Here is a 20,336-nt window from a genome sequence, read left to right as displayed (position 1 = left end):
CGGCATTCGGACGAACGAGAATCGACAGAAAGGACGACGGCCTTGCACTCACCCCCTTGACGGTCGAGCGATTAGACGACCCGCTTCGCGGGAGGGGCGCCTCGGTCTGAGATGGCGCGACTGCCATTTGACTTGAGCGGGTAGAGGCGTCGATCTGACCATGGAGGTCCCTTCAACGAGAGGAACTCGCCATGGCTACCCTGTCGACCGATGCACCGATCTCTCCGCTTCGCCAGCGCATGCAGCACGACATGCTCATGCGTGGCCTGGGCTCTCATACCCAGCAAAAAACTACGTTCGTCACGTCCGGCGCTTAGCTGTGTTCCTTGGCCGCTCGCCCGACACGGCGACGGCTGAGGACATCCGTCGAGTCCAGCTGCATCAGCATGAGAGCGGCGTCGGCCCTGCGACGATCAATGGCGCGGTCTCGGCACTGCGGTTCCTGTTCCTCGTGACGCTGAAGCGTCGGGATCTGGCGCGTGCGCTGGTGATCATGAGGGGTAGTCTTTAGCCGAAAGAGAGTGAGGTCAGCCGGCGCGTGCGGCCTTTGTGCGATTACGTCCACCTGCCGCTCTTTTAACGCTACGCACGGAGACGGCTTTGGGAGCCACGACGTCGCCGAGCCGCTCTATACGGAGGGGCGCGCGCGAGGGAAGGCGAACGACGAGTTCGAGTTGCCCCCCGATCGCCTCGACGTAGCTTTTAAGAGTAGACAAGTACATGTCGGCTTGTTTCTCGATCTTCGAGACCGAAGGCTGCTTGATCTTGAGGACCGAAGCGATTTCGGCCTGGGCCTTTCCAGCGGCACGCCGCAAATCGCCGAGACTCTCGACTTCTCCCCTTAACTCTTCGAAACGCGCGTCGACCCGCTCCCGACGATCCTCGGGGAGCGCAGCGATTAGGTCGTCAAGCTTGCGTCCCATCACTTCTTCTCCTTCTTCGCCGCCGCCAAACGGTCGAGATGCCCTTGATAGCGCTTGTCCGCCTTGGCGATCAGACTTTTATAGAAGCGCTTCTCACTCACGCCCGACTTATCGCCGGCGACGAGCAGGATCGCCTTCCGCTTCCGGTCGAATGCGAACGCAACCCGCCAGACACCATCATCAGCGTCGAAGCGAAGTTCTTTCATGTTCGCGAACGACGAGTCATTCAAGGTATCCGCATGCGGTCGCCCCAGCTGGGGCCCGAACACACCGAGCAGCTTAGCCGAGGCCAATAGCTCATCTTGGACTGTCTGGGGCAACGCCTCGAACTCCCCATCGAACTCATCGCCAAAAACGACTTCCCAAGTCATATATAGCTCCTAGGCTATGCAGTCAACATCATCAAGCTGCCGAACGATAGTCTGCGGCCGAAACAAGGTACGCGCGGTCGACGATAATCCGGCCGCCGTTGACACGACTGGCAATTCGCGACCTGTCTGCGCTATCGAGCGGCATCGTCACCGGCGTTCTGACGGGCATGGCCGGCGCGTAGCTGTCGCTTGCCCAGAATGCCGGCTTGTCGTGAAGGATATGACCGCCAGCAAGGGTTCCATCGCGCCGGCAGCGCTCACTGTCGCCAAATGGAAACCGGTGCCGGCGAGGTTCGCGTGTCTGGCGGCGAAGGTCGCGTGGCCCGGAGGTGAAGCCGGCGAGGCGCTTGCGCTGGTCCATGCGTAATCGTGCGGAGGACCGCGCCGCGCCGTGCATCGCATCTCTCGTCCCGCTTGCGCTGCTGAGACCTGTTCTGTCAGGCGGTCTAGGTTTCGCGCTTCGGGCCGAGCAGGAACACTGTCAGGGCGGCGGCGAACGTGGCAACAGCACTGTAGGCAAAGGCACTGGTAATCCCGGCATTGTCCACCAATACTCCGCCGAAAATCGCGCCGGCTGCGATTGCCACTTGGAATGCTACGACCATCAGCACACCGGCGCTTTCGGCCTGCTCGGGAACGGCCCGCCGCACCATCCACGTCTGTAATCCCACCGGCACGGCGCCGAAGGCAAAGCCCCACCCGGCAACCGCAATCGCCGAGGCGAAGGCCGATGCTCCCGCCATCAGCAGCGAAACAGCGGCTATCGCTATGAGCAGCGGTGCAAGGGCCGCGACTGCCTTGAGACTGTACTCGGCCAGAAGCCCGCCGGCCAAATTGCCGAAGAATCCCCCGATGCCAAAAGCAAGCAACACAAGCGAAATCGTCTCGACGTCCAGAGCGGGAATCTTCTCGAGGAAGGCGCGGATATAAGTGATTCCGGCGAAGTGGCCGGAAGCGACAAGCAGGACGACCACAAGCGCGACCTTGACCATCGGAATCTTAGCCACATCCAGCAGGCTGCGGAAGCTAGCCACTCCAATCGGAGGCAGTCTCGGAATGGTTATGAGTTGCACCAGCAGTGTAGCCGCGCCGCCGACTGCGGCGAGCATGAAGGCACTTCGCCATCCCCAGATATCGCCGACATAAGCGCCGATTGGAGCTGCGCAAACGGTAGCCACGGAAACGCCGGTGAGGATGATCGCCATAGCGCGCGGCAGGAGGTGGCTTGGAACGAGCCGCATCGCCAGTGCTGCCGACATCGACCAGAAGCCTCCGAGCGCTATGCCGAGCACGACGCGTGCAGTCAGGAGAACCGCCAGCGACCACGCGCCGGCCGCCAGAACGTCCGACAGGATCAGCAGCAGCGTCATCGCCCACATGACGAGCCTGCGGTCCAGGCGCTTTGTGATGATAGCCACCGTCGGCGCCGAGATCGCCCCGACGATAGCGGTCGCCGTCATCGCCTGTCCAGCCGCTCCCTCGGTGATGCCGAGATCATGTGCGAGCGGCGTGAGCAGGCTAACAGGCAGAAACTCTGCGGTCACCAGCCCGAAGGTGCCCAAGGAAAGCGAAATGACCGCACCCCATGCGGGACCAGACGGTGGGACGGGCTTTTCTGAGTCGTGCAGAACAGCGTCCACGACGCCTGCCGCGGATTGGGTCATGAACGAAGTCTCCACTTTGATGCAATGCAACCTGATGTTGGCTGCCTTGACCCAAATTTAAAAACACAAGCGCATTTCCCGGCGGCGTTGCACGGAGGAGGGGATGTTCATTGCTTCGCGATATTTTGTGACGGTGCGGCGCGCAACATCGATGCCGGTTTCCTTCAGCCGGGCAGCGATGTCCTCGTCGGAAAGCACGTCACCGTGAGATTCTGCGGCAATCATCGCTTTGATCCGATGGCGGACAGCTTCGGCGGAGTGCGCATCGCCGCCTTGGCAGGACGCGATTGCGACGGTGAAAAAATACTTCAGTTCAAAGACGCCGCGCGGGGTAAGCATGTACTTGTTCGAGGTCACCCGGCTTACCGTCGACTCGTGCACGCCGATCGCGTCAGCGACGGTTCTGAGATTGAGAGGCCGCAGGTGGGCGACGCCATGTTCCAAAAAGGCATCCTGCTGACGCACGATTTCAGCCGCAACCTTAATGATGGTCTTGGCGCGCTGATCGAGGCTGCGGATTAGCCAGTTCGCGTTTTGCAAGCATTCGTCGAGAAATGCTTTATCCTTCGCACTTTGGGCAGTTTGACGCGAGACTTCGGCATAGTAGCTTTGGTTGATCAGCAGCTTTGGCAGCGTGGCGGGATCGAGTTCGATCTGCCACCCCCCTTGCGGTGAGGGCGTGACCCAGATGTCGGGTATAATTGATTCAGACGCACCGGATTGGAATCGGTTCCCAGGCTTGGGATCGAGCGCCCGAATCTCATGCATCATGTCGAGAAGGTCTTCTTCATCGACTCCGCAATGCTGCTTCAGTGCCTCAAAATCGCGCCGCGCAAGCATTTCAAGATGGGCAACCAAAGCTGCCATTGCCGGGTCGAGCCGGTTACGCTGGCGCAACTGGATCTCGAGGCATTCTCTGAGACTTCGCGCAAAAACTCCCGGTGGATCAAATTGCTGCAAGGTTCCGAGAACCCGTTCCACAACAGCCTCACGGACATTCAGGCTCTCGGCCAGCTCCAAAAGGTTTGCCCGAACATAGCCAGTGTCTTCCAGATCGGCGGCAAGCTGGCCAGCGATCAGCCGCTCCTGTGGTGTGAACGCAGTGAGGGCGATCTGACGAGCGACATGGTCGTGCAATGTTTCGGCGAGGGTGGCAAACTCGTCGAGGGAAGGGCCATTGCCCGGCGGGTTGTTGGTCGTGTTGCGAAGTGATTTCCATTGCCCGAGCCGTTCAGGCGACCCTGGCCCGGTCGGTCCTTCAACGGCGTTTGCGCCAGGGCCGATGGGTTGATCCGCTCCCGAAATCGAAACGTCGTCAAAAGGCCCGCCATCGCTTGATGCAGATTCCAAAAGCGGGTTCTTCTCGATTTCCCGCTCCACGAACTGATGCAGTTCAGTATGCGCCAGTTGCAGCAGGCGAATCGACTCAATGAGTTGAGGCGATGCGACCATGGTTTGCTTCTGGCGCTGAAGCAGGCTTGCTGAGGATTGCATGGTGAGCGCGATAATCCTGTCGAGGAGCCTCTTGGGGCCGGCAATGGCACCAGTGAGACGTATTCTAGGTCATGCGGCGGCTTTCAGCGTTTCGAGAACGTTTTGCGGGGACGAGACGCCATAGGGGTCGGCCTCGCAGTTGTCGGAGAAACCTTCCTCCTCGAACCAGTGCTCCACCACGCCATTGTTGATCAGGGCGGCGTAGCGCCAGGAGCGCATCCCGAAGCCGAGATTGTCCTTGGCGACCAGCATGCCCATCTTGCGTGTGAACTCGCCTGAGCCATCGGGGATGAGCTCGACCTTCTGCAGGCCCAAGGACTTCCCCCACGCATTCATGACGAAGGCATCGTTGACGGAGACGCAATAAATCGCGTCAATTCCCTCCTTCTCAAACTCATCATAGAGCTCTTCGAAATTGGGCAGTTGGTAGGTCGAGCAGGTCGGAGTGAAGGCGCCAGGCAGCGAGAACAGGATGACGCGCTTGCCGGCAAAGTAGTCGTCAGATGTCTTTTCTTCCCAGCGATATGGATTTGGGCCCTGGACTGACTCATCGCGAACACGCGTGAGAAAGGTGACGAAGGGAACCTTCTTTTGAACGGTCATCAACTTGCTCCTCAGGAAAAAACTGGCGCGCCGGATTCTGGCAGAGGCTGGCGCAATACCGAGCAAAGGCTCGTATGCCGGGCATGAAATGAGGCCCTCGCGGCTCGCACCCTCCTTTTTCCATCCCGATGTAGGGGAACGTCTTGGCTGCTGGTCTTCGTCACTCGAACGCCATCGATCTGAGCAAGTGGAGGCTGTCGAGCCGCTGGGGCAATCTTTCCACGGCTATGGCGCCGGAAGCGGCATCCATCGCTTGCGCTCGTGCCCGGGACAAAGTGATAGCGGGCCCGAAGTAGCCAATATCGAACGCGTGTGGAGGCCTCAAATGGGACTTCACGCAAGAGACCTGCGTTACTGAGCTGGTTCGGCGTATTGTCGAAGTTTGCCAGTGACCCGCCGACCTTGGCTTCGGTGGCTCTTTGATGGGGCTCTTGGGCACTCACATGCTGATCAGAACCGGTAAACGGCAATTGCGCGAGCGCCATGTGTTGGCGTGCCGGCATCGGACCAGCCGTGCGCAAAGCGGCTGCCGAGGAGGGACCTCCGGAGGAGATGATGTACCGATGTTCAGCGGGAACAGGCACCGTCTCCTCAGGCCACGGTCTAGAGCTTCGCGTGTCGGGCATGGCGCAAGTCGCTTTCATCGTGTTTTGATGGGCTCTGACCAGGAGCAGCAAGCGGCGTGCCATTTCAAATAGAGATGCTTTTGGAGCGATCCTTTTTCTTGGAAGGACCGTGTTTTCAAGACCGGGCGCGCCCTATAACCGCCTCGTCAGCACGCTCGACAAGGGTGCTGTATGGTGCGGATATGCGGCTGCTTCCGCACCGGCTGGACAAAGACGAACCGAAAGCCGAGCCGATGCCCTACCTCACACCGGCGGGCACTGCAGCGATTTCGTAGCGTTTGCCGCAAACGTGTTCTTGCGTGCGCAGGCTCGGCTTTCGCGAACATGCGCCTGTCGCAGCAACCATGAACGCGCGCTCTCGAGCAAGCGCCCTGACTCCGTGAGGATCGAATTCCCCAATCGTGTCTGTTTGCCGCCCCTTATGTTCGAAACTGGACCAGAATGTCGCAAGCCCGACCGAAAGGTCGCCCAGCGCGTACTATCCGACACTGTTCTGTCGCCTTTGTTGGTCCGCGACGCCGGCCTATTTCGCCGAGCTCTTGTCCGGCCTCAGGCTAAGCCGCTAAAAGCATCACAAATTTTTTTCTTCTGCTGGGCCGGCCAAATTGGCACGAGTTTTGAAGCTCCTTCGTTGCGGGCCGGGAGCCGCCGACCGACCTTCATTTCGTGGATGGCACCGCGATCGATGGAACGAAGAAAGAAAAGCAAAATGTCAAATCCGCATCAGATAGCCTTCTATGGGAAGGGGCCTCGGCGAAACCGCCCCCTACCAAACAGGCTCGCCGCCCTTGTCGACCCTTGCGCAGGAAATCTTGATGGCCGGCTGCGACTCAAAGGCCCGCCACACTCGCCTTATCCTGAACTCGAAGGCGCAGGATAACGTTCTGCATCTCGCCGCGGGGTATGCCTAGGCAGTTACACGTTGGCCGACCTTGATAATCGAATCGGCTACGCTGCGGAGGACGTCGTCTACATGCCTTCCTAAGCCATTCGCTGCCCGCAGCGCCTGCCGGTCACCTTCCGCCCTTCCATCGCTTAGAGATCAAGTGCCACCATGTCCGAACAACCCTTGCCGACGCTGCCGATGTGGCGCGTCGATCACATCGAGCCCTCGCCCGAGATGTTGGCGCAACGCGCCAACGGTCCGATCCACCGCGTGCGCTTCCCGTCCGGGCACGAAGGCTGGTGGGTGACAGGCTACGATGAAGCCAAGGCGGTGCTGTCCGACGCGGCGTTCCGGCCCTCGGGAATGCCGCCGGCGGCATTCACCCCGGATTCGGTGATTCTCGGATCACCGGGGTGGTTGGTCTCGCACGAGGGGGGCGAGCATGCCCGGTTACGCACGATCGTGGCGCCGGCCTTCAGCAACCGCAGGGTGAAGCTGCTCGAGCAGCAGGTCGAGGCGATCGCCGCGCAGTTGTTCGAGACACTGACGGCCCAGCCCCAGCCCGCCGACCTGCGGCGCCACCTCTCCTTTCCACTTCCGGCCATGGTCATCAGCGCGCTGATGGGCGTGCTCTACGAGGATCACGCCTTTTTCGCCGGGCTGTCCGACGAGGTGATGACGCACCAGCATGAAAGCGGCCCGCGCAGCGCGTCGCGCTTGGCCTGGGAAGAACTGCGCGCCTACATTCGCGGCAAGATGCGGGACAAGCGCCAGGATGCTGGCGACAACCTGCTGACGGATCTGCTCGCGGCGGTCGACCAGGGCAAGGCGACCGAGGAAGAGGCGATCGGCTTGGCGGCGGGCATGCTGGTGGCGGGGCACGAGAGCACCGTCGCGCAGATCGAATTCGGCCTGCTGGCCATGTTCCGCCATCCGCAACAGCGCGAACGCCTGGTCGGCGATCCATCCCTGGTGGACAAGGCGGTGGAGGAAATCCTGCGCATGTACCCGCCGGGCGCGGGCTGGGACGGCATCATGCGCTATCCGAGTACCGACGTGACCATCGCGGGCGTGGAAATTCCTGCGGAGAGCAAGGTGCTTGTCGGCCTGCCGGCGACGTCGTTCGATGCGCGCCATTTCGACGACCCGGAAAACTTCGACATCGGACGCGACGAAAACCCGCACCTGGCGTTCTCCCATGGGCCGCACTACTGCATCGGCGCGGCGCTGGCCAGGCTGGAACTCAAGGTGGTGTTCGGTTCGATCTTCCAGCGCTTTCCCGCGCTGCGCCTGGCCGTGGCGCCCGAAGAACTGAAGTTGCGCAAGGAGATCATCACTGGCGGGTTCGAGGAGTTCCCGGTGCTCTGGTGATGGGCGGACGCCGCCGGGAATCGCGATCTTCTCCGCAATTTGCCGTCGCGCCTGGCGCGCGCCGGTCAGATCAGCCAGCCAACAGGTAACCAATATGGACTTGCAAGAAACCACGGCAGCATGCCGGGACGCCTTCGCCGAACTGGCGTCGCCAGCGTGCATCCACGACCCGTATCCGTTCATGCGGTGGTTGCGCGAGCACGATCCGGTGCATCGCGCGGCGTCGGGCCTCTTTCTGTTGAGCCGCCACGCCGACATCTACTGGGCGCTCAAGGCCACGGGCGATGCTTTTCGGGGGCCGGCGCCAGGCGAACTGGCGCGCTATTTCCCGCGTGCGGCGACCAGCCTGTCGCTAAGTTTGCTGGCGTCCACTTTAGCGATGAAGGAACCTCCGACGCATACGCGTCTGCGCCGGCTGATCTCGCGCGATTTCACCATCGGCCAGATCGACAACCTGAGGCCGACCATCGCTCGCATTGTCGCAGCGCGCCTGGACGGCATGGCGCCCGCACTGGAGCGCGGGGAGGCAGTGGACCTGCATCGGGAATTCGCGCTGGCCTTGCCCATGCTGGTTTTCGGCGAACTGTTCGGCATGCCCCCGGACGACATTCTCGGGCTCGTCACCGGCATCAGCGCCATTCTGGAAGGCCTGAGCCCGCACGCCAGCGATCCCCAACTCGCCGCGGCGGACGCGGCCAGCGCCAGGGTGCAGGCCTACTTCGGCGACCTCATACAGCGCAAGCGCACGGATTCCCGCTACGACATCGTGTCAATGCTGGTCGGCGCACGCGACGACGATGCCGAGACGCTGTCGGATGCGGAATTGATCAGCATGCTCTGGGGCATGCTGCTGGGCGGCTTCGCCACCACTGCCGCGGCCATCGGCCATGCGGTCCTGGCGATGCTGGCGTATCCCGAACAGCGGCACTGGCTGAAGGGAGATGCCGTGGGGGTGAAGGCATTCGTCGAAGAAGCCCTGCGCTACGACGCGCCCGCCATGTTCAGTTCCATTCCGCGTATCGCCCAGCGCGACATCGAACTGGGCGGCGCGGTGATCCCGAAGAACGCGGACGTGCGCGTGCTGATCGCGGCCGGCAATCGCGACCCGGACGCTTTCGCCGATCCCGACCGCTTCGATCCCGTGCGGTTCTATGGCACCAGTCCTGGCATGTCGATCGACGGGAAGATCATGCTGACCTTCGGCCACGGCATCCACTTCTGCCTTGGTGCGCAACTGGCCCGGGTGCAGTTGGCCGAAAGCCTGCCGCGGATCCAGGCACGCTTCCCCACGCTGGCATTGGCCGAGCAGCCGACCCGGGAGCCTTCCGCGTTCCTTAGGACGTTGCGCGCGCTGCCGGTGCGGCTGCATGGGCAGGAGGGCTGAGATGCGCGTCCTGGTCGATCAGGATCTGTGCGGAACTACCGGGCAGTGCGTGCTGACGCTGCCGGGCACCTTTCGCCAGCGCGAACCGGACGGCGTGGCCGAAGTGTGCGTCGCGACGGTCCCGCAGGCGCTGCACGCCGCCGTGCGGCTTGCGGCCAACCAGTGCCCGGTCGCCGCCATTCGGGTCATCGAAAGCGACGCTGGCCATGACGAGCGCGCCAGCGCCGACCCTGCGCCTTCTCCGGCGGAGGCCGAGCGGCATGCTGCGAAAGACCAATGCAATTCAGGAGACACGATGGGACGGTTTGAAGGCAAGGTGGCCGTGGTGACCGGCGCTGGCGCCGGCATCGGCAAGGCATGCGCTCTCGCCATCGCGCGCGGGGGCGGCAGAGTGGTGGTGGCCGACATTGATGGCTCGGCGGCCATCGCCTGCACCGCGCAGATCGCGGCCGAAGCAGGCCACGCGCTGCCCATAGCCATGGATATCGCCGATGAGCAGGCGGTGGCAGCGCTGTTCGAGACGGCGGAGCGGCACTTCGGAGGGGTCGACCTGCTGGTGAACAATGCGAGCGCCATGCATCTGACCACGCGCGACCGCGCGATCCTCGACCTGGACCTGGCAGTCTGGGACCAGACCATGGCGACCAATCTGCGCGGCACGCTGCTCTGCTGCCGGCAGGCCATCCCACGGATGATCGCCCGCGGCGGTGGCGCGATCGTCAACATGTCGTCGTGCCAGGGGCTCAGCGGTGACACGGCGCAGACGTCCTACGCCGCGTCGAAGGCGGCGATGAACATGCTCTCGGCTTCGCTCGCCACCCAATACGGTCATGCGCAGATCCGCTGCAACGCCGTTGCGCCGGGTCTCGTCATGACCGAGCGTCTCCTCGCCAAGCTGGACGAGTGCATGCAACGGCATCTGCGCCGGCACCAGCTCCTGCAGCGCGTCGGCCGCCCCGAGGACGTGGCCGCGCTCGTGGCGTTCCTGCTCTCCGACGATGCTGCGTTCATCACAGGCCAGGTCGTGTGCATCGACGGCGGCATGCTGGCCCATGTGCCGACCTACGCCGACGGTGGCAACAGCCGCGCCGCGCGGCCTGCCGGCGACACCGCCGAAGCGGCCGCGGCGGCGCGCTGCTGATGGACATGCTGCTCAACCCGCTCAACCGTCGGCACCGGCTGCGATACGACATCCCGGTCATGCCCGGCGCTTTCCCCCTGGTCGGGCATCTTCCCGCCATCGTCTGCGACCTGCCGCGCCTGCTGCGGCGCGCGGAACGGATGCTGGGCAGCCACTTCTGGCTGGATTTCGGCCCTGCCGGACACCTGATGACCTGCGTGCATCCGGATGCGTTCGCACTGCTCCGGCACAAGGACGTGTCCTCGGCGCTGATCGAAGAGATCGCGCCCGAATTGCTTGGCGGAACGTTGGTTGCCCAGGACGGCGGCGCGCACCGGCAGGCGCGCGATGCGATCAAGGCGGCGTTCCTGCCCAAGGGGCTGACCCAAGCCGGCATCGGCGACCTGTTCGCGCCCGTCATCCGGGCGCGGGTGCAGGCCTGGCGCGACCGCGGCGAGGCAACCATCCTGCGCGAAACCGGCGACCTGATGCTCAAGCTCATCTTCAGCCTCATGGGAATCCCCGCGCAGGACCTGCCGGGATGGCATCGCAAGTACCGGCAACTGCTGCAGTTGATCGTCGCGCCCCCGGTCGACCTGCCCGGACTGCCCTTGCGGCGCGGCCGCGCCGCCCGCGACTGGATCGACGCGCAGTTGCGCCAGTTCGTTCGCGACGCGCGCGCGCATGCTGCGCGCACCGGGTTGATCAACGACATGGTGAGCGTCTTCGACCGCAGCGACGATAGGCTCTCCGATGACGTCCTGGTCGCCAATATCCGCTTGCTGCTGCTTGCCGGTCACGATACCACTGCCTCGACGATGGCCTGGATGGTGATCGAGCTGGCGCGGCAGCCTGTGCTGTGGGACGCCCTGGTCGAGGAGGCGCAACGCGTGGGCGCGGTGCCGACCCGGCACGCGGACCTGGCGCAGTGTCCGGTCGCCGAGGCGCTGTTCCGCGAGACGCTGCGCCTGCATCCGGCGACCACGCTCCTGCCTCGTCGCGCGCTGCAGGAATTGCAACTCGGCCAACGGCCCATTCCCGCGGGCACCCATCTGTGCATCCCGCTGCTGCATTTCTCGACCTCGGCGCTGCTGCACGAGGCGCCTGATCAGTTCCGCCTGGCGCGGTGGCTGCAACGCACGGAGCCGATCCGGCCGGTGGACATGCTGCAGTTCGGTACCGGCCCACACGTCTGCATCGGCTACCACCTGGTATGGCTGGAAATGGTGCAGTTCTGCATCGCCTTGGCGCTGACCATGCACAAGGCTGGGGTGCGGCCGCGGTTGCTGAGCGGCGTCGAAAAAGGCCGGCGCTATTACCCGACCGCACATCCGTCCATGGCAATCCGCATAGGCTTCTCATGAGCTGGCATCGCATGCCCCGTGTGGCGAGGCAGCGGCGCCGGCGAGGCGCGGCATTGCTGCACTCGGCGCACGCGCTCGGTGCGACGCCGGCAACACCGCGGCGGCTTGGCGCTCGCCGTGGCCATCTCGTGTCAGGTACAAGGACATGAACAACATGCAGACCGGTTCCACGCTACACGACGACCGAACTGGCGTTTCCGCGCTCGGCGGATTGGGTGCGCAGGCGCGCGGCGCATCCGGCAGGCTGCTGCCGGAGATCTGGATGCAGGACGGCGCAAAGCGGGTCGAACAGGCGCTGGCGCGTCTTCTCTGCGCCGAAAACGACGGTGAGACCGAGCTGATGGCGGCGATGCGCTACGCCACCTTGCATGGCGGGAAGCGCACCCGCGCGTTGCTCTGTCTGGCTGCCGGCGGACTGGCCGACACGCCGGCGCACATGCTCGACGACGTCGGCGCCGCCATCGAGATGATGCACGCCTGTACCCTGGTCCACGACGACCTGCCCGCGATGGACGACGACGTGCTTCGCCGCGGCCTTCCGACCGTGCACGTCAAGTTCGGCGAAGCCACTGCGATCCTGGTCGGCGATGCGCTGCAGGCGCACGCCTTCCTGACCCTGGCGAGCCTGGATGCGCCGGGCGACAACCGTATCGCGCTCGTGCGCGAACTGGCGCAGGCCGTGTCCGCCGAGGGTGCCGCAGGCGGGCAGGCCATGGATCTGTCGCTGGTCGGAAAGCACGCCGAGCTGGACAGGATCGTGGCGATGCACCGGATGAAGAGCGGAGCGCTAGTGCGCGCGTCCGTTCGCATGGGCGCGCTATGCTCCATCGCGGAGGATGCCGCGCACGCTGCGCTGTACTATGCGCTCGATCGCTACACCGCCTGTTTCGGCCTGGCCTTGCAGGTGGTCGACGACATTCTCGACGCGACAGCGGATACCGCGACGCTGGGCAAGACCCCCGGCAAGGACGCGGCGGCGCAGAAGCCGACCTGCGCGTCGATCATGGGGCTGCAGGCAGCGCGCCAGTTCGCGCTGGATTTGTTGCGCGACGCCGGGGAGGCCATCGTCCCGCTGGGGCCGCGTGCGGAACGGTTGGCGCAGATGCTGCAGCGGGCCAACGTGTATCTGTCCGCGCCATACGCATGAGCGCGTCCGTCCGCATGGACTCGCCCCTGTGGCGCTGCGATTGGCCGGCGGCAGCGGTGCATGCTGCACTGTGCCCGAGTCCGCGGCGATGTGCGCGGCGTCTGCCGATCCTGGTTCTCGTGAACCGTCTGCAGAAGGAACATCCCGCGTGAACGCGCTGTCCGAACAGATCCTTTCCGAATTGCGCCACCTGCTGAGCGAGATGAGCGACGGCGGCAGCGTCGGTCCGTCCGTCTACGACACGGCGCGAGCTCTGCAGTTCCACGGCAACGTCACCGGTCGGCAGGACGCATACGCGTGGCTCATCGCGCAGCAACAGGCCGATGGCGGATGGGGAAGTGCGGACTTCCCGCTGTTCCGCCATGCGCCCACGTGGGCGGCGTTGCTGGCATTGCAGCGTGCCGATCCTCTTCCCGGCGCTGCCGACGCAGTCCAGGCTGCAACCCGGTTCCTCGAGCGCCAGCCCGATCCCTACGCGCATGCGGTGCCGGAAGACGCGCCGATCGGCGCGGAGCTGATCCTGCCGCAGTTGTGCGGCGAGGCCGCATCCTTGCTGGGCGGCGTGGCGTTTCCGCGCCACCCGGCGCTGTTGCCGTTGCGGCAAGCGTGCCTGGTCAAGCTGGGGGCGGTGGCGACGTTGCCGAGCGGCCATCCGTTGCTGCACTCCTGGGAAGCCTGGGGGACGTCGCCGACCACCGCATGCCCGGATGACGACGGCAGCATCGGCATCAGTCCGGCGGCCACCGCCGCGTGGCGTGCGCACGCCGTGACACAGGGGAGCACGCCGCAGGTCGGGCGCGCCGACGCGTATCTGCAGGCGTCATCGCGGGCGACGCGCAGCGGCATCGAAGGTGTCGTTCCCAACGTTTGGCCGATCAATGTATTCGAGCCATGCTGGTCGCTGTACACCCTGCATCTGGCCGGTCTGTTCGCGCATCCCGCGCTCGCCGAGGCGGTGCAAGTGATCGTCGCGCAGCTGGACGCCCGCCTGGGCGTGCGCGGTCTGGGCCCGGCCTTGCACTTCGCGGCCGATGCGGACGATACCGCCGTTGCGATGTGCGTCCTGCGCCTTGCAGGCCGCGACCCGGCGGTCGATGCGTTGCGCCATTTCGAAATCGGCGAGCTGTTCGTCACCTTCCCCGGCGAGCGCAATGCCTCGGTATCGACCAACATCCATGCCCTGCATGCGTTGCGACTGTTGGGAAAGCCCGCCGCCGGCACCAGCGCCTACGTCGAGGCCAATCGCAACCCGCACGGTCTATGGAACAACGAGAAATGGCACGTTTCGTGGCTGTATCCCACCGCGCATGCGGTCGCTGCGCTGGCGCAAGGCAAGCCCCAGTGGCGCGACGAGCGCGCGCTGGCGGCGCTCATGCAGGCGCAGCGCGACGACGGCGGCTGGGGCGCCGGTCGCGCGTCCACATTCGAGGAAACCGCCTATGCACTGTTCGCGTTGCACGTGATGGACGGGAGCGAAGAGCCGACAGGGCGCCGGCGCATCGCGCAGGCGGTGGCGCGTGCGCTGGAGTGGATGCTCGCCCGCCATGCGGCGCATGCATTGCCGCAGACGCCGCTGTGGATCGGCAAGGAACTGTATTGCCCCACCCGGGTCGTGCGCGTGGCCGAACTCGCCGGGTTGTGGCTGGCGCTTCATTGGGGGCGGCGCGTCCTGGCCGAGGGAGCAGGAGCGGCGCCATGATCCAGACCGAACGCGCGCTGCAGCAGGTGCTGGAGTGGGGGCATTCGCTGACCGGGTTCGCCGACGAGCATGCCGTGGAAGCGGTCAGGGGCGGCCAGTACATCCTGCAGCGCATCCACCCGAGCCTGCGCGACACCAGCGCCCGCACCGGCCGCGATCCGCAGGACGAAACGCTGATCGTGGCGTTCTATCGCGAACTGGCGCTGCTGTTTTGGCTCGACGATTGCAACGACCTTGGCCTGATCGCGCCGGACCAGCTCGCCGCGGTGGAGCAGGCGCTGGGGCAGGGCGTACCGTGCGCGCTCCCCGGATTCGAGGGCTGCGCTGTGCTGCGCGCTTCGCTGGCCGCGCTCGCCTACGATCGTCGCGACTATGCTCAGCTTCTCGACGATACCCGGTGCTACTGCGCGGCGCTGCGCGCTGGACACGCGCAGGCGGCAGGGGCGGAACGCTGGTCCTACGCCGAGTACCTGCACAACGGCATCGACTCGATCGCCTACACGAACGTGTTCTGTTGCCTGTCGTTGCTGTGGGGGCTGGACATGGCGACCTTGCGCGCGAGTCCGGCGTTTCGCCAGGTCCTGCGGCTCATCTCCGCGATAGGGCGCCTGCAGAACGATCTGCATGGACGCGACAAGGACAGGTCGGCCGGCGAGGCCGACAACGCGGCAATCCTGCTGCTGCAGCGCTATCCGGCTATGCCTGTGGAGGAGTTCCTCAACGACGAGCTGGCCGGCCATATTCGCATGCTGCACCGGATGATGGCGGAAGAACGCTTTCCCGCGCCGTGGGGACCGTTGATCGAGGCCATGGCGGCCATCCGCGCGCAGTACTACCAGACCTCGACCAGCCGCTACCGCAGCGACGCTGCGGGGGGAGGCCAGCGTGCGCCGGCCTGAACGCACGGGAGGCGGCGGCGTGCGCGCGCTGGCGTCGGTCCGATCCGACGCAACACCATCGCCCGATGCGACGGATGGAGCGAGCATGAGCGACACCAACCTGAGCCGGCGCAAGGACGACCACCTGGACATCGTGCTGGATCGGCGAACGGCGCCGGCCAAGGCCGCCGCCGGCTGGGAGTACATCCGTTTCGAACACTGCGCATTGCCCGAGTTGGACCTGACGCAGATCGACCTGCGCGCCTCGCTGCTGGGCAAGACCATGCGCGCGCCGCTGCTGATCAGCTCCATGACCGGCGGCATGCCACGCGCCGAGGCCATCAACCGGCATCTGAGCGAGGCAGCGCAAGCCTTGGGGATCGCCATGTGCGTCGGTTCGCAGCGCGTGAGCCTGCAATCCCGCAACTCCCAGGGGCTGACGCGCGCGCTGCGCCGCCTGGCCCCAGAGATTCCCTTGCTGGCCAATATCGGCGCCGCGCAACTGCGCGAGGCCGACGGCCTGGACCTGGCGCGCCGGGCGGTGGATGCGCTGGAGGCCGACGGACTCATCGTCCATCTCAATCCGCTGCAGGAAGCGGTACAGCCGGAGGGCGACCGCGACTGGCGCGGCGTCCTGGCGCAGATCGCTCGCGCCGCGCGCAGCGTGGGCGTGCCGATCGTGGCCAAGGAAGTGGGGTCGGGCCTGTCCGCCTCGGTGGCCTGTGCGCTCGTTGAGACGGGCGTGGCGGTGATCGATGTCGCCGGCGCCGGCGGCACCAGTTGGGCCGCGGTGGAGGGCGAGCGCGCCCGCGATGCCGCCGACCGTGCAGTGGCGATGGCGTTCGCCGATTGGGGGACTCCGACCCCGGCCAGCGTGCAGGCGGTACGTCGGGCGCTGCCAACGGTGAAGCTGATCGCGTCGGGCGGGATCCGCGACGGCGTCGACGTGGCCAAGGCCATCCGCCTGGGCGCGGACATTGCCGGGCAGGCGGCCGGCGTGCTGCGCGCGGCTACGCTATCCACCGAGGCGGTTGTCGCGCATTTCGAGATCGTCATCCGCCAGTTGGCCGTCGCCTGCTTCTGCACCGGCTCGGCTGATCTGGCGGCGTTGCGTCAGGCGCGCTTGTTGCCCTCCGCACATCTGCCCGCCGGTTGATGCCGGCATCGCCCGCACGTGGCGGCGGGCCCCTAGAACCGGAAAGGCGAAAAAGTGCATTACGACATCGTCATCATCGGCGGAGCCATCGTCGGCTCCTCGGTCGCCTATTATCTGCGCGAGGAAGGGTTTTCCGGCTCGATCGCGCTTGTCGAGCGCGACCCGCAATTTTCCCATGCGGCGACCACGCTGTCCTGCGCCTCCATCCGCCAGCAATTCTCGATCCCGGAAAACAACCGTCTGTCGCAATTCACGCTGAAACTGTTCCGGCGGCTCAGGGAAGAGTTTGGCGCGGACGCCGATATCGGCTTTCGCGAAGGCGGCTACCTCATCCTTGCCGGCGAGAACGGGCTGCCGATCCTGCGGGCCAACCACGAGGCGCAGATGGCCGAGGGCGCCGACATCGTGCTCGAGGATGCCGAGGCGCTCGTCCGCCGCTTTCCGTGGCTGTCGGTCGAGGGCATTTCCGCCGGCGCCTATGGCCGCAGCGGCGAAGGCTGGTTCGACGCGCATGCGATGCTGATGCTGTTCCGCAAGGCACTGCGAAGCAAGAACATCGATTTCATCACAGCGTCGGTGACCGGTATCGAGCGGCAGGGGAAGCGCGTCGCCGGTGTGACCCTCGACAATGGCGAGCGGCTCGAGGCCGGCACCGTCGTTAACGCCGCCGGGCCGAATGCCGGCAAGGTGGCAGCAATGGCCGGGCTGGCGCTGCCGGTGGAGCCGCGCAAGCGCAATGTCTTCGTCTTCGAGGCGCGCGAAAAAATATGACGACATGCCGCTGCTGGTCGACCCGAGCGGCATCTATGTCCGGCCGGAGGGCTCGGTCTACATCACCGGCGGCGCCGAGCCGGAAGAGGGCGAAGGACCAGCCGATCCCGGCGACTTCGACCCCGACTGGCCGCTGTTCGAAGAGGTGATCTGGCCGGTGCTGGCGACCCGCATTCCGGCCTTCGAGGCGATCAAGCCGACGCGCGCCTGGGTCGGCCATTACGACTACAACACGCTCGACCAGAACGCGGTGATCGGCCCGCACCCGGAGGTCGGCAATTTCCTCTTCGCCAACGGGTTTTCCGGTCACGGCTTGCAGCAGGCTCCGGCGGTCGGCAAGGCGCTGGCCGAACTGATCGTGCATGGCGGCTATCGCACGGTGGATTGCTCGGCGTTCGGGTACAGCCGTGTCGCTGAGGGGCGGGCTTTCAGGGAATTGAAATGTGATTTGAGCAGGAAGGGCGGGTGCGCCGCGAAGGTCCTTTTGATGCTGGAGGGACAGAGGGGGGCAAAGGAACGCAACAGGCGGTCGATGGCCCAAAGCTGGCGAAAACAGCCGGCCAGGGCCTGCCGCGAACGGAATGATTTTGTGATGATCGTGGCGCTCGATCCGCCGCATTTCCGGACGATCAGCGACTTCCGCAAGCGGCATTTGAAGGCGCTCGAGGCGCTGTTCGTGCAGGTTCTGAAGCTGTGTGAGACGGCAGGATTGGTCAAACTCGGCCATGTCGCGCTGGATGGCACGAAGATCAAGGCGAACGCGTCGAAACACAAGGCGATGAGTTATAAGCGCATGAAGAAGCGCGAGCTGGAATTGAAAGCCGAGGTCGCTCGCATGCTGACGGCGGCCGAGGCCGCGGATGCCGAAGAGGACGTGACTTTCGGCAAGGACAAGCGCGGCGACGAGATGCCGGATTGGGCCGGCGACAAGCAGAACCGGCTGGCCAAGATCCAGCAGGCGATGGCGTCGCTGGAAGCCGAGGCCAAGCTGGGGCGCAAGAAGAGCGCCGGATCGAGGCCGAAAAAGAAGAGCAGCGCTAGGCCGCACGCCGCAAGAAGCTTGGCAAACCGGCGGCGGCGCCATCAGAGGAGCCCGGTGGCCATAGCAGCTGTTCTCGGAGGAACGCCGTTCGCTGTGCGGCGCTAATGCCTGAGAGATCCTCGAAGAAAGATTGATCTCTTTGCATATCATTATCTTCATATATGATACGCGAACAGATCTAAAGCTTTGACTTGGTCGCTGGATGAGATACCTTTGCGTATCATCGCGCATTGAAATAGCTCGTATAGGTATCATGATGGACTCTGAATCGGAAATTCTCCGCGAGATCGGTGGGCTTTTCAGGCAGGCGAGGCTGGCCGCTGCCATGACGCAGGAGCAGGTCGCTGACTTGGCGGGTATATCCCGTCCCCGCTATCGCGACATCGAAAAGGGAGCCGCAGCGGCGCGTGCGACGACGCTCATGAATATCGCTCGCGCGCTCGGTCTGGAAATGATGCTGGTTCCGCAAGTCATGGTGCCGGCTGTCCAGGCTCTATTGCGTCCGCATCATGATGACGATCGACCCGCCTTTGTTCCTCAACCTGACGATGACGATCATGGCTCCAGTCTTTCGCGCACCTAAGACGATCCCGTCGCTGGACGTGCTCTTGAACGCACTTAAGATCGGCACAATCGTTAGGACGCCGGGCGATTTCAATGCATTCAACTTCGATGAGGCCTACCGCGCGACGGGCGGCTTTCCGGTTGTCAGCCTGTCGTTCCGGGCAGCGACGGGAGGATTGCGGAAAGATCCGAAGCCTCTGGCGGGCGCCTTGCCCGCTTTCTTCGCGAACCTCCTGCCGGAGGAGAAATTGCGCGAGGCGATGGAAAAGCACCACGAAGGCAATGTGCGGCCAGGCAATGATTTCGATCTTTTAGCGGCGCTGGGCGCCGATCTGCCGGGAGCCGTACGGGCGTTGCCCAGTGACGGGGCGATAGCGGTTTCGCAGGATGCTTCAAAGGATAAGCCCAAGGCACGGTTCTCACTTGCAGGCGTGCAGATGAAGCTGTCGGTCATGAAGAACACTGGAAAAGGCGGCGGCCTTACCTTGCCGATGGACGACGAGCAGGGCCGGTATATCGCCAAGTTCCCTTCGACGGCGTTTCCGGGCGTTTCCGAAAATGAATTCGCCAACCTGGCGTTGGCTGCAGCGATCGGCATGGAGGTGCCTGAGCGCGAACTTGTCGAGAAGTCCGATTTCGAGGATATTCCCGAGGAATTCAATACGCTGTCAGAGGGCAAGGTCCTTCTCGGCAAACGCTTCGATCGCGGCGCTGAGGGGGAGAGGATTCACATCGAGGATTTCGCTCAGGTCTTCGGTGTCTATCCCTCGCGCAAATATGAGGGGGCCGCTTATCACGACATAGCCTTGGCCCTTGGCGTGGCCGTCTCGCCTACGGCGGCTCTCGAATTCGTCCGCCGCCTGGTGCTGACGGTCATCACCGGCAATGGCGACATGCACCTGAAGAACTGGTCTTTGATTTATCCCCGTAACGGCGACAAGCCGGTGCTTGCACCAATCTACGACGTTCTGTCGACCGTGCCATATATTCCCGCCGACGCCATGGCGCTTTCGCTTGGAGGGGAGCGCTCGTTCAAGGCGCTAGCAGCACCGCGATGGAAAGCATTTGCGAACCGTGCAAGGCTTCCGGAGCCGGCAGTCCTGAAGGCAGTGGTCGAGACCGTCGAACTCGTCAACGAGCACTGGTGGCATCTGCCTGAGCGCGACGTTGTCCCGGCGAAAGTGCTCGAGCGGATCGACGAACATGTGAAGGCGATGACGCCGATACTGAACTCCTGCGCCGATAAGTGAGCCGAGTCCCCTTGGGTTGGTGA

At 64.4% G+C, this 20,336-nt stretch carries 17 protein-coding genes and 4 pseudogenes; 15 read left to right on the top strand and 6 right to left on the bottom strand.

Annotated elements, in window-relative coordinates; genetic code table 11:
* The first annotated feature begins 319 nt into the window (after positions 1-319).
* Positions 320-511, top strand: coding sequence for a hypothetical protein (locus NKI52_RS30375; RefSeq protein ID WP_352700604.1), 192 nt, complete (start codon positions 320-322; stop codon positions 509-511).
* A gap of 16 nt (positions 512-527) precedes the next feature.
* Here NKI52_RS30375 and NKI52_RS30370 read toward each other — a convergent pair whose 3' ends face one another.
* The 6 genes from NKI52_RS30370 to NKI52_RS30345 all read right to left on the bottom strand — a co-directional run bounded on the left by NKI52_RS30370 (position 528) and on the right by NKI52_RS30345 (position 5,055).
* Positions 528-923, bottom strand: a complete 396-nt coding sequence (locus NKI52_RS30370) for an XRE family transcriptional regulator (RefSeq protein ID WP_023801991.1) — start codon at positions 921-923, stop codon at positions 528-530.
* Entirely contained in the window at positions 923-1,294 is a 372-nt protein-coding gene (locus NKI52_RS30365; RefSeq protein WP_352554126.1) for a type II toxin-antitoxin system RelE/ParE family toxin, read from the bottom strand. The genes NKI52_RS30370 and NKI52_RS30365 overlap by 1 nt, the downstream gene beginning before the upstream one ends.
* 31 nt (positions 1,295-1,325) lie before the next feature.
* Positions 1,326-1,691 carry a hypothetical protein gene (locus NKI52_RS32830; protein WP_502897824.1) on the bottom strand — a complete coding sequence of 122 codons (366 nt, stop codon included), beginning with the start codon at positions 1,689-1,691 and terminating at the stop codon, positions 1,326-1,328.
* Between the two features lie 49 nt (positions 1,692-1,740).
* A complete protein-coding gene (locus NKI52_RS30355) occupies positions 1,741-2,958 on the bottom strand; it encodes an MFS transporter (RefSeq protein ID WP_352700603.1) in 1,218 nt (405 codons plus the stop codon).
* Positions 2,959-3,015: 57 nt separating this feature from the next.
* A complete protein-coding gene (gene rpoN / locus NKI52_RS30350) occupies positions 3,016-4,452 on the bottom strand; it encodes an RNA polymerase factor sigma-54 (RefSeq protein WP_352700602.1) in 1,437 nt (478 codons plus the stop codon).
* Between the two features lie 69 nt (positions 4,453-4,521).
* The gene (locus tag NKI52_RS30345) at positions 4,522-5,055 is read right to left on the bottom strand and encodes a peroxiredoxin (RefSeq protein ID WP_352472428.1); all 534 of its coding nucleotides are present in this window, start codon (positions 5,053-5,055) and stop codon (positions 4,522-4,524) included.
* Between the two features lie 1,335 nt (positions 5,056-6,390).
* Here NKI52_RS30345 and nifH point away from each other — a divergent pair.
* The 14 genes and pseudogenes from nifH to NKI52_RS30275 all read left to right on the top strand — a co-directional run.
* Positions 6,391-6,580: pseudogene (gene nifH, locus NKI52_RS30340) on the top strand (nitrogenase reductase); the annotation flags it as partial.
* Between the two features lie 155 nt (positions 6,581-6,735).
* The gene (locus tag NKI52_RS30335; protein WP_352700601.1) at positions 6,736-7,938 is read left to right on the top strand and encodes a cytochrome P450; all 1,203 of its coding nucleotides are present in this window, start codon (positions 6,736-6,738) and stop codon (positions 7,936-7,938) included.
* 94 nt (positions 7,939-8,032) lie between these two features.
* Positions 8,033-9,322: a cytochrome P450 gene (locus tag NKI52_RS30330; protein ID WP_352700600.1), complete on the top strand. Its 1,290-nt coding sequence runs from the start codon at positions 8,033-8,035 to the stop codon at positions 9,320-9,322.
* A pseudogene (locus tag NKI52_RS30325) lies at positions 9,306-9,449 on the top strand (ferredoxin); the annotation flags it as partial. The gene NKI52_RS30330 and the pseudogene NKI52_RS30325, both read left to right, overlap by 17 nt.
* Before the next feature lie 168 nt (positions 9,450-9,617).
* Positions 9,618-10,463, top strand: coding sequence for an SDR family oxidoreductase (locus tag NKI52_RS30320; protein ID WP_352700608.1), 846 nt, complete (start codon positions 9,618-9,620; stop codon positions 10,461-10,463).
* Positions 10,463-11,806 (top strand): cytochrome P450, encoded by a 1,344-nt coding sequence (locus NKI52_RS30315; protein WP_352700599.1) that lies wholly within the window; start codon positions 10,463-10,465, stop codon positions 11,804-11,806. The genes NKI52_RS30320 and NKI52_RS30315 overlap by 1 nt, the downstream gene beginning before the upstream one ends.
* Before the next feature lie 154 nt (positions 11,807-11,960).
* The gene (locus NKI52_RS30310; RefSeq protein WP_352700607.1) at positions 11,961-12,953 is read left to right on the top strand and encodes a polyprenyl synthetase family protein; all 993 of its coding nucleotides are present in this window, start codon (positions 11,961-11,963) and stop codon (positions 12,951-12,953) included.
* A gap of 148 nt (positions 12,954-13,101) precedes the next feature.
* Positions 13,102-14,652: a hypothetical protein gene (locus tag NKI52_RS30305; RefSeq protein ID WP_352700598.1), complete on the top strand. Its 1,551-nt coding sequence runs from the start codon at positions 13,102-13,104 to the stop codon at positions 14,650-14,652.
* Entirely contained in the window at positions 14,649-15,551 is a 903-nt protein-coding gene (locus NKI52_RS30300) for a terpene synthase family protein (protein WP_352700597.1), read from the top strand. Before NKI52_RS30305 ends, NKI52_RS30300 begins: the two co-directional genes overlap by 4 nt.
* Positions 15,552-15,636: 85 nt before the next feature.
* The gene (fni, locus tag NKI52_RS30295) at positions 15,637-16,686 is read left to right on the top strand and encodes a type 2 isopentenyl-diphosphate Delta-isomerase (protein WP_352700596.1); all 1,050 of its coding nucleotides are present in this window, start codon (positions 15,637-15,639) and stop codon (positions 16,684-16,686) included.
* A 54-nt stretch (positions 16,687-16,740) separates the two neighbouring features.
* A pseudogene (locus tag NKI52_RS30290) lies at positions 16,741-17,896 on the top strand (NAD(P)/FAD-dependent oxidoreductase); the annotation flags it as partial.
* A gap of 111 nt (positions 17,897-18,007) precedes the next feature.
* Positions 18,008-18,442, top strand: a pseudogene (locus NKI52_RS30285) (transposase); the annotation flags it as partial.
* A gap of 313 nt (positions 18,443-18,755) precedes the next feature.
* Entirely contained in the window at positions 18,756-19,082 is a 327-nt protein-coding gene (locus tag NKI52_RS30280) for a helix-turn-helix domain-containing protein (protein WP_352700595.1), read from the top strand.
* Positions 19,057-20,313 carry a type II toxin-antitoxin system HipA family toxin gene (locus NKI52_RS30275; protein WP_352700606.1) on the top strand — a complete coding sequence of 419 codons (1,257 nt, stop codon included), beginning with the start codon at positions 19,057-19,059 and terminating at the stop codon, positions 20,311-20,313. Before NKI52_RS30280 ends, NKI52_RS30275 begins: the two co-directional genes overlap by 26 nt.
* The last annotated feature ends 23 nt before the right edge of the window (positions 20,314-20,336 follow it).

This window comes from Mesorhizobium sp. M0590, from assembly GCF_040320905.1.
In the GTDB taxonomy this organism is placed as follows: domain Bacteria; phylum Pseudomonadota; class Alphaproteobacteria; order Rhizobiales; family Rhizobiaceae; genus Mesorhizobium.
Note: the sequence above shows the minus strand (reverse complement) of the source record. Positions and strands in the feature narration are given on the sequence as shown.

Excerpts from the sequence above, each read along its gene's own strand:
- NKI52_RS30370 (WP_023801991.1), bottom strand. The coding sequence starts at position 923 with ATGGGACGCAAGCTTGACGACCTAATCGCTGCGCTCCCCGAGGATCGT.
- NKI52_RS30365 (WP_352554126.1), bottom strand. The coding sequence starts at position 1,294 with ATGACTTGGGAAGTCGTTTTTGGCGATGAGTTCGATGGGGAGTTCGAG.
- NKI52_RS32830 (WP_502897824.1), bottom strand. The coding sequence starts at position 1,691 with ATGCACGGCGCGGCGCGGTCCTCCGCACGATTACGCATGGACCAGCGC.
- NKI52_RS30355 (WP_352700603.1), bottom strand. The coding sequence starts at position 2,958 with ATGACCCAATCCGCGGCAGGCGTCGTGGACGCTGTTCTGCACGACTCA.
- rpoN (WP_352700602.1), bottom strand. The coding sequence starts at position 4,452 with ATGCAATCCTCAGCAAGCCTGCTTCAGCGCCAGAAGCAAACCATGGTC.
- NKI52_RS30345 (WP_352472428.1), bottom strand. The coding sequence starts at position 5,055 with ATGACCGTTCAAAAGAAGGTTCCCTTCGTCACCTTTCTCACGCGTGTT.
- NKI52_RS30335 (WP_352700601.1), top strand. The coding sequence starts at position 6,736 with ATGTCCGAACAACCCTTGCCGACGCTGCCGATGTGGCGCGTCGATCAC.
- NKI52_RS30330 (WP_352700600.1), top strand. The coding sequence starts at position 8,033 with ATGGACTTGCAAGAAACCACGGCAGCATGCCGGGACGCCTTCGCCGAA.
- NKI52_RS30320 (WP_352700608.1), top strand. The coding sequence starts at position 9,618 with ATGGGACGGTTTGAAGGCAAGGTGGCCGTGGTGACCGGCGCTGGCGCC.
- NKI52_RS30315 (WP_352700599.1), top strand. The coding sequence starts at position 10,463 with ATGGACATGCTGCTCAACCCGCTCAACCGTCGGCACCGGCTGCGATAC.
- NKI52_RS30310 (WP_352700607.1), top strand. The coding sequence starts at position 11,961 with ATGCAGACCGGTTCCACGCTACACGACGACCGAACTGGCGTTTCCGCG.
- NKI52_RS30300 (WP_352700597.1), top strand. The coding sequence starts at position 14,649 with ATGATCCAGACCGAACGCGCGCTGCAGCAGGTGCTGGAGTGGGGGCAT.
- fni (WP_352700596.1), top strand. The coding sequence starts at position 15,637 with ATGAGCGACACCAACCTGAGCCGGCGCAAGGACGACCACCTGGACATC.
- NKI52_RS30280 (WP_352700595.1), top strand. The coding sequence starts at position 18,756 with ATGGACTCTGAATCGGAAATTCTCCGCGAGATCGGTGGGCTTTTCAGG.
- NKI52_RS30275 (WP_352700606.1), top strand. The coding sequence starts at position 19,057 with ATGGCTCCAGTCTTTCGCGCACCTAAGACGATCCCGTCGCTGGACGTG.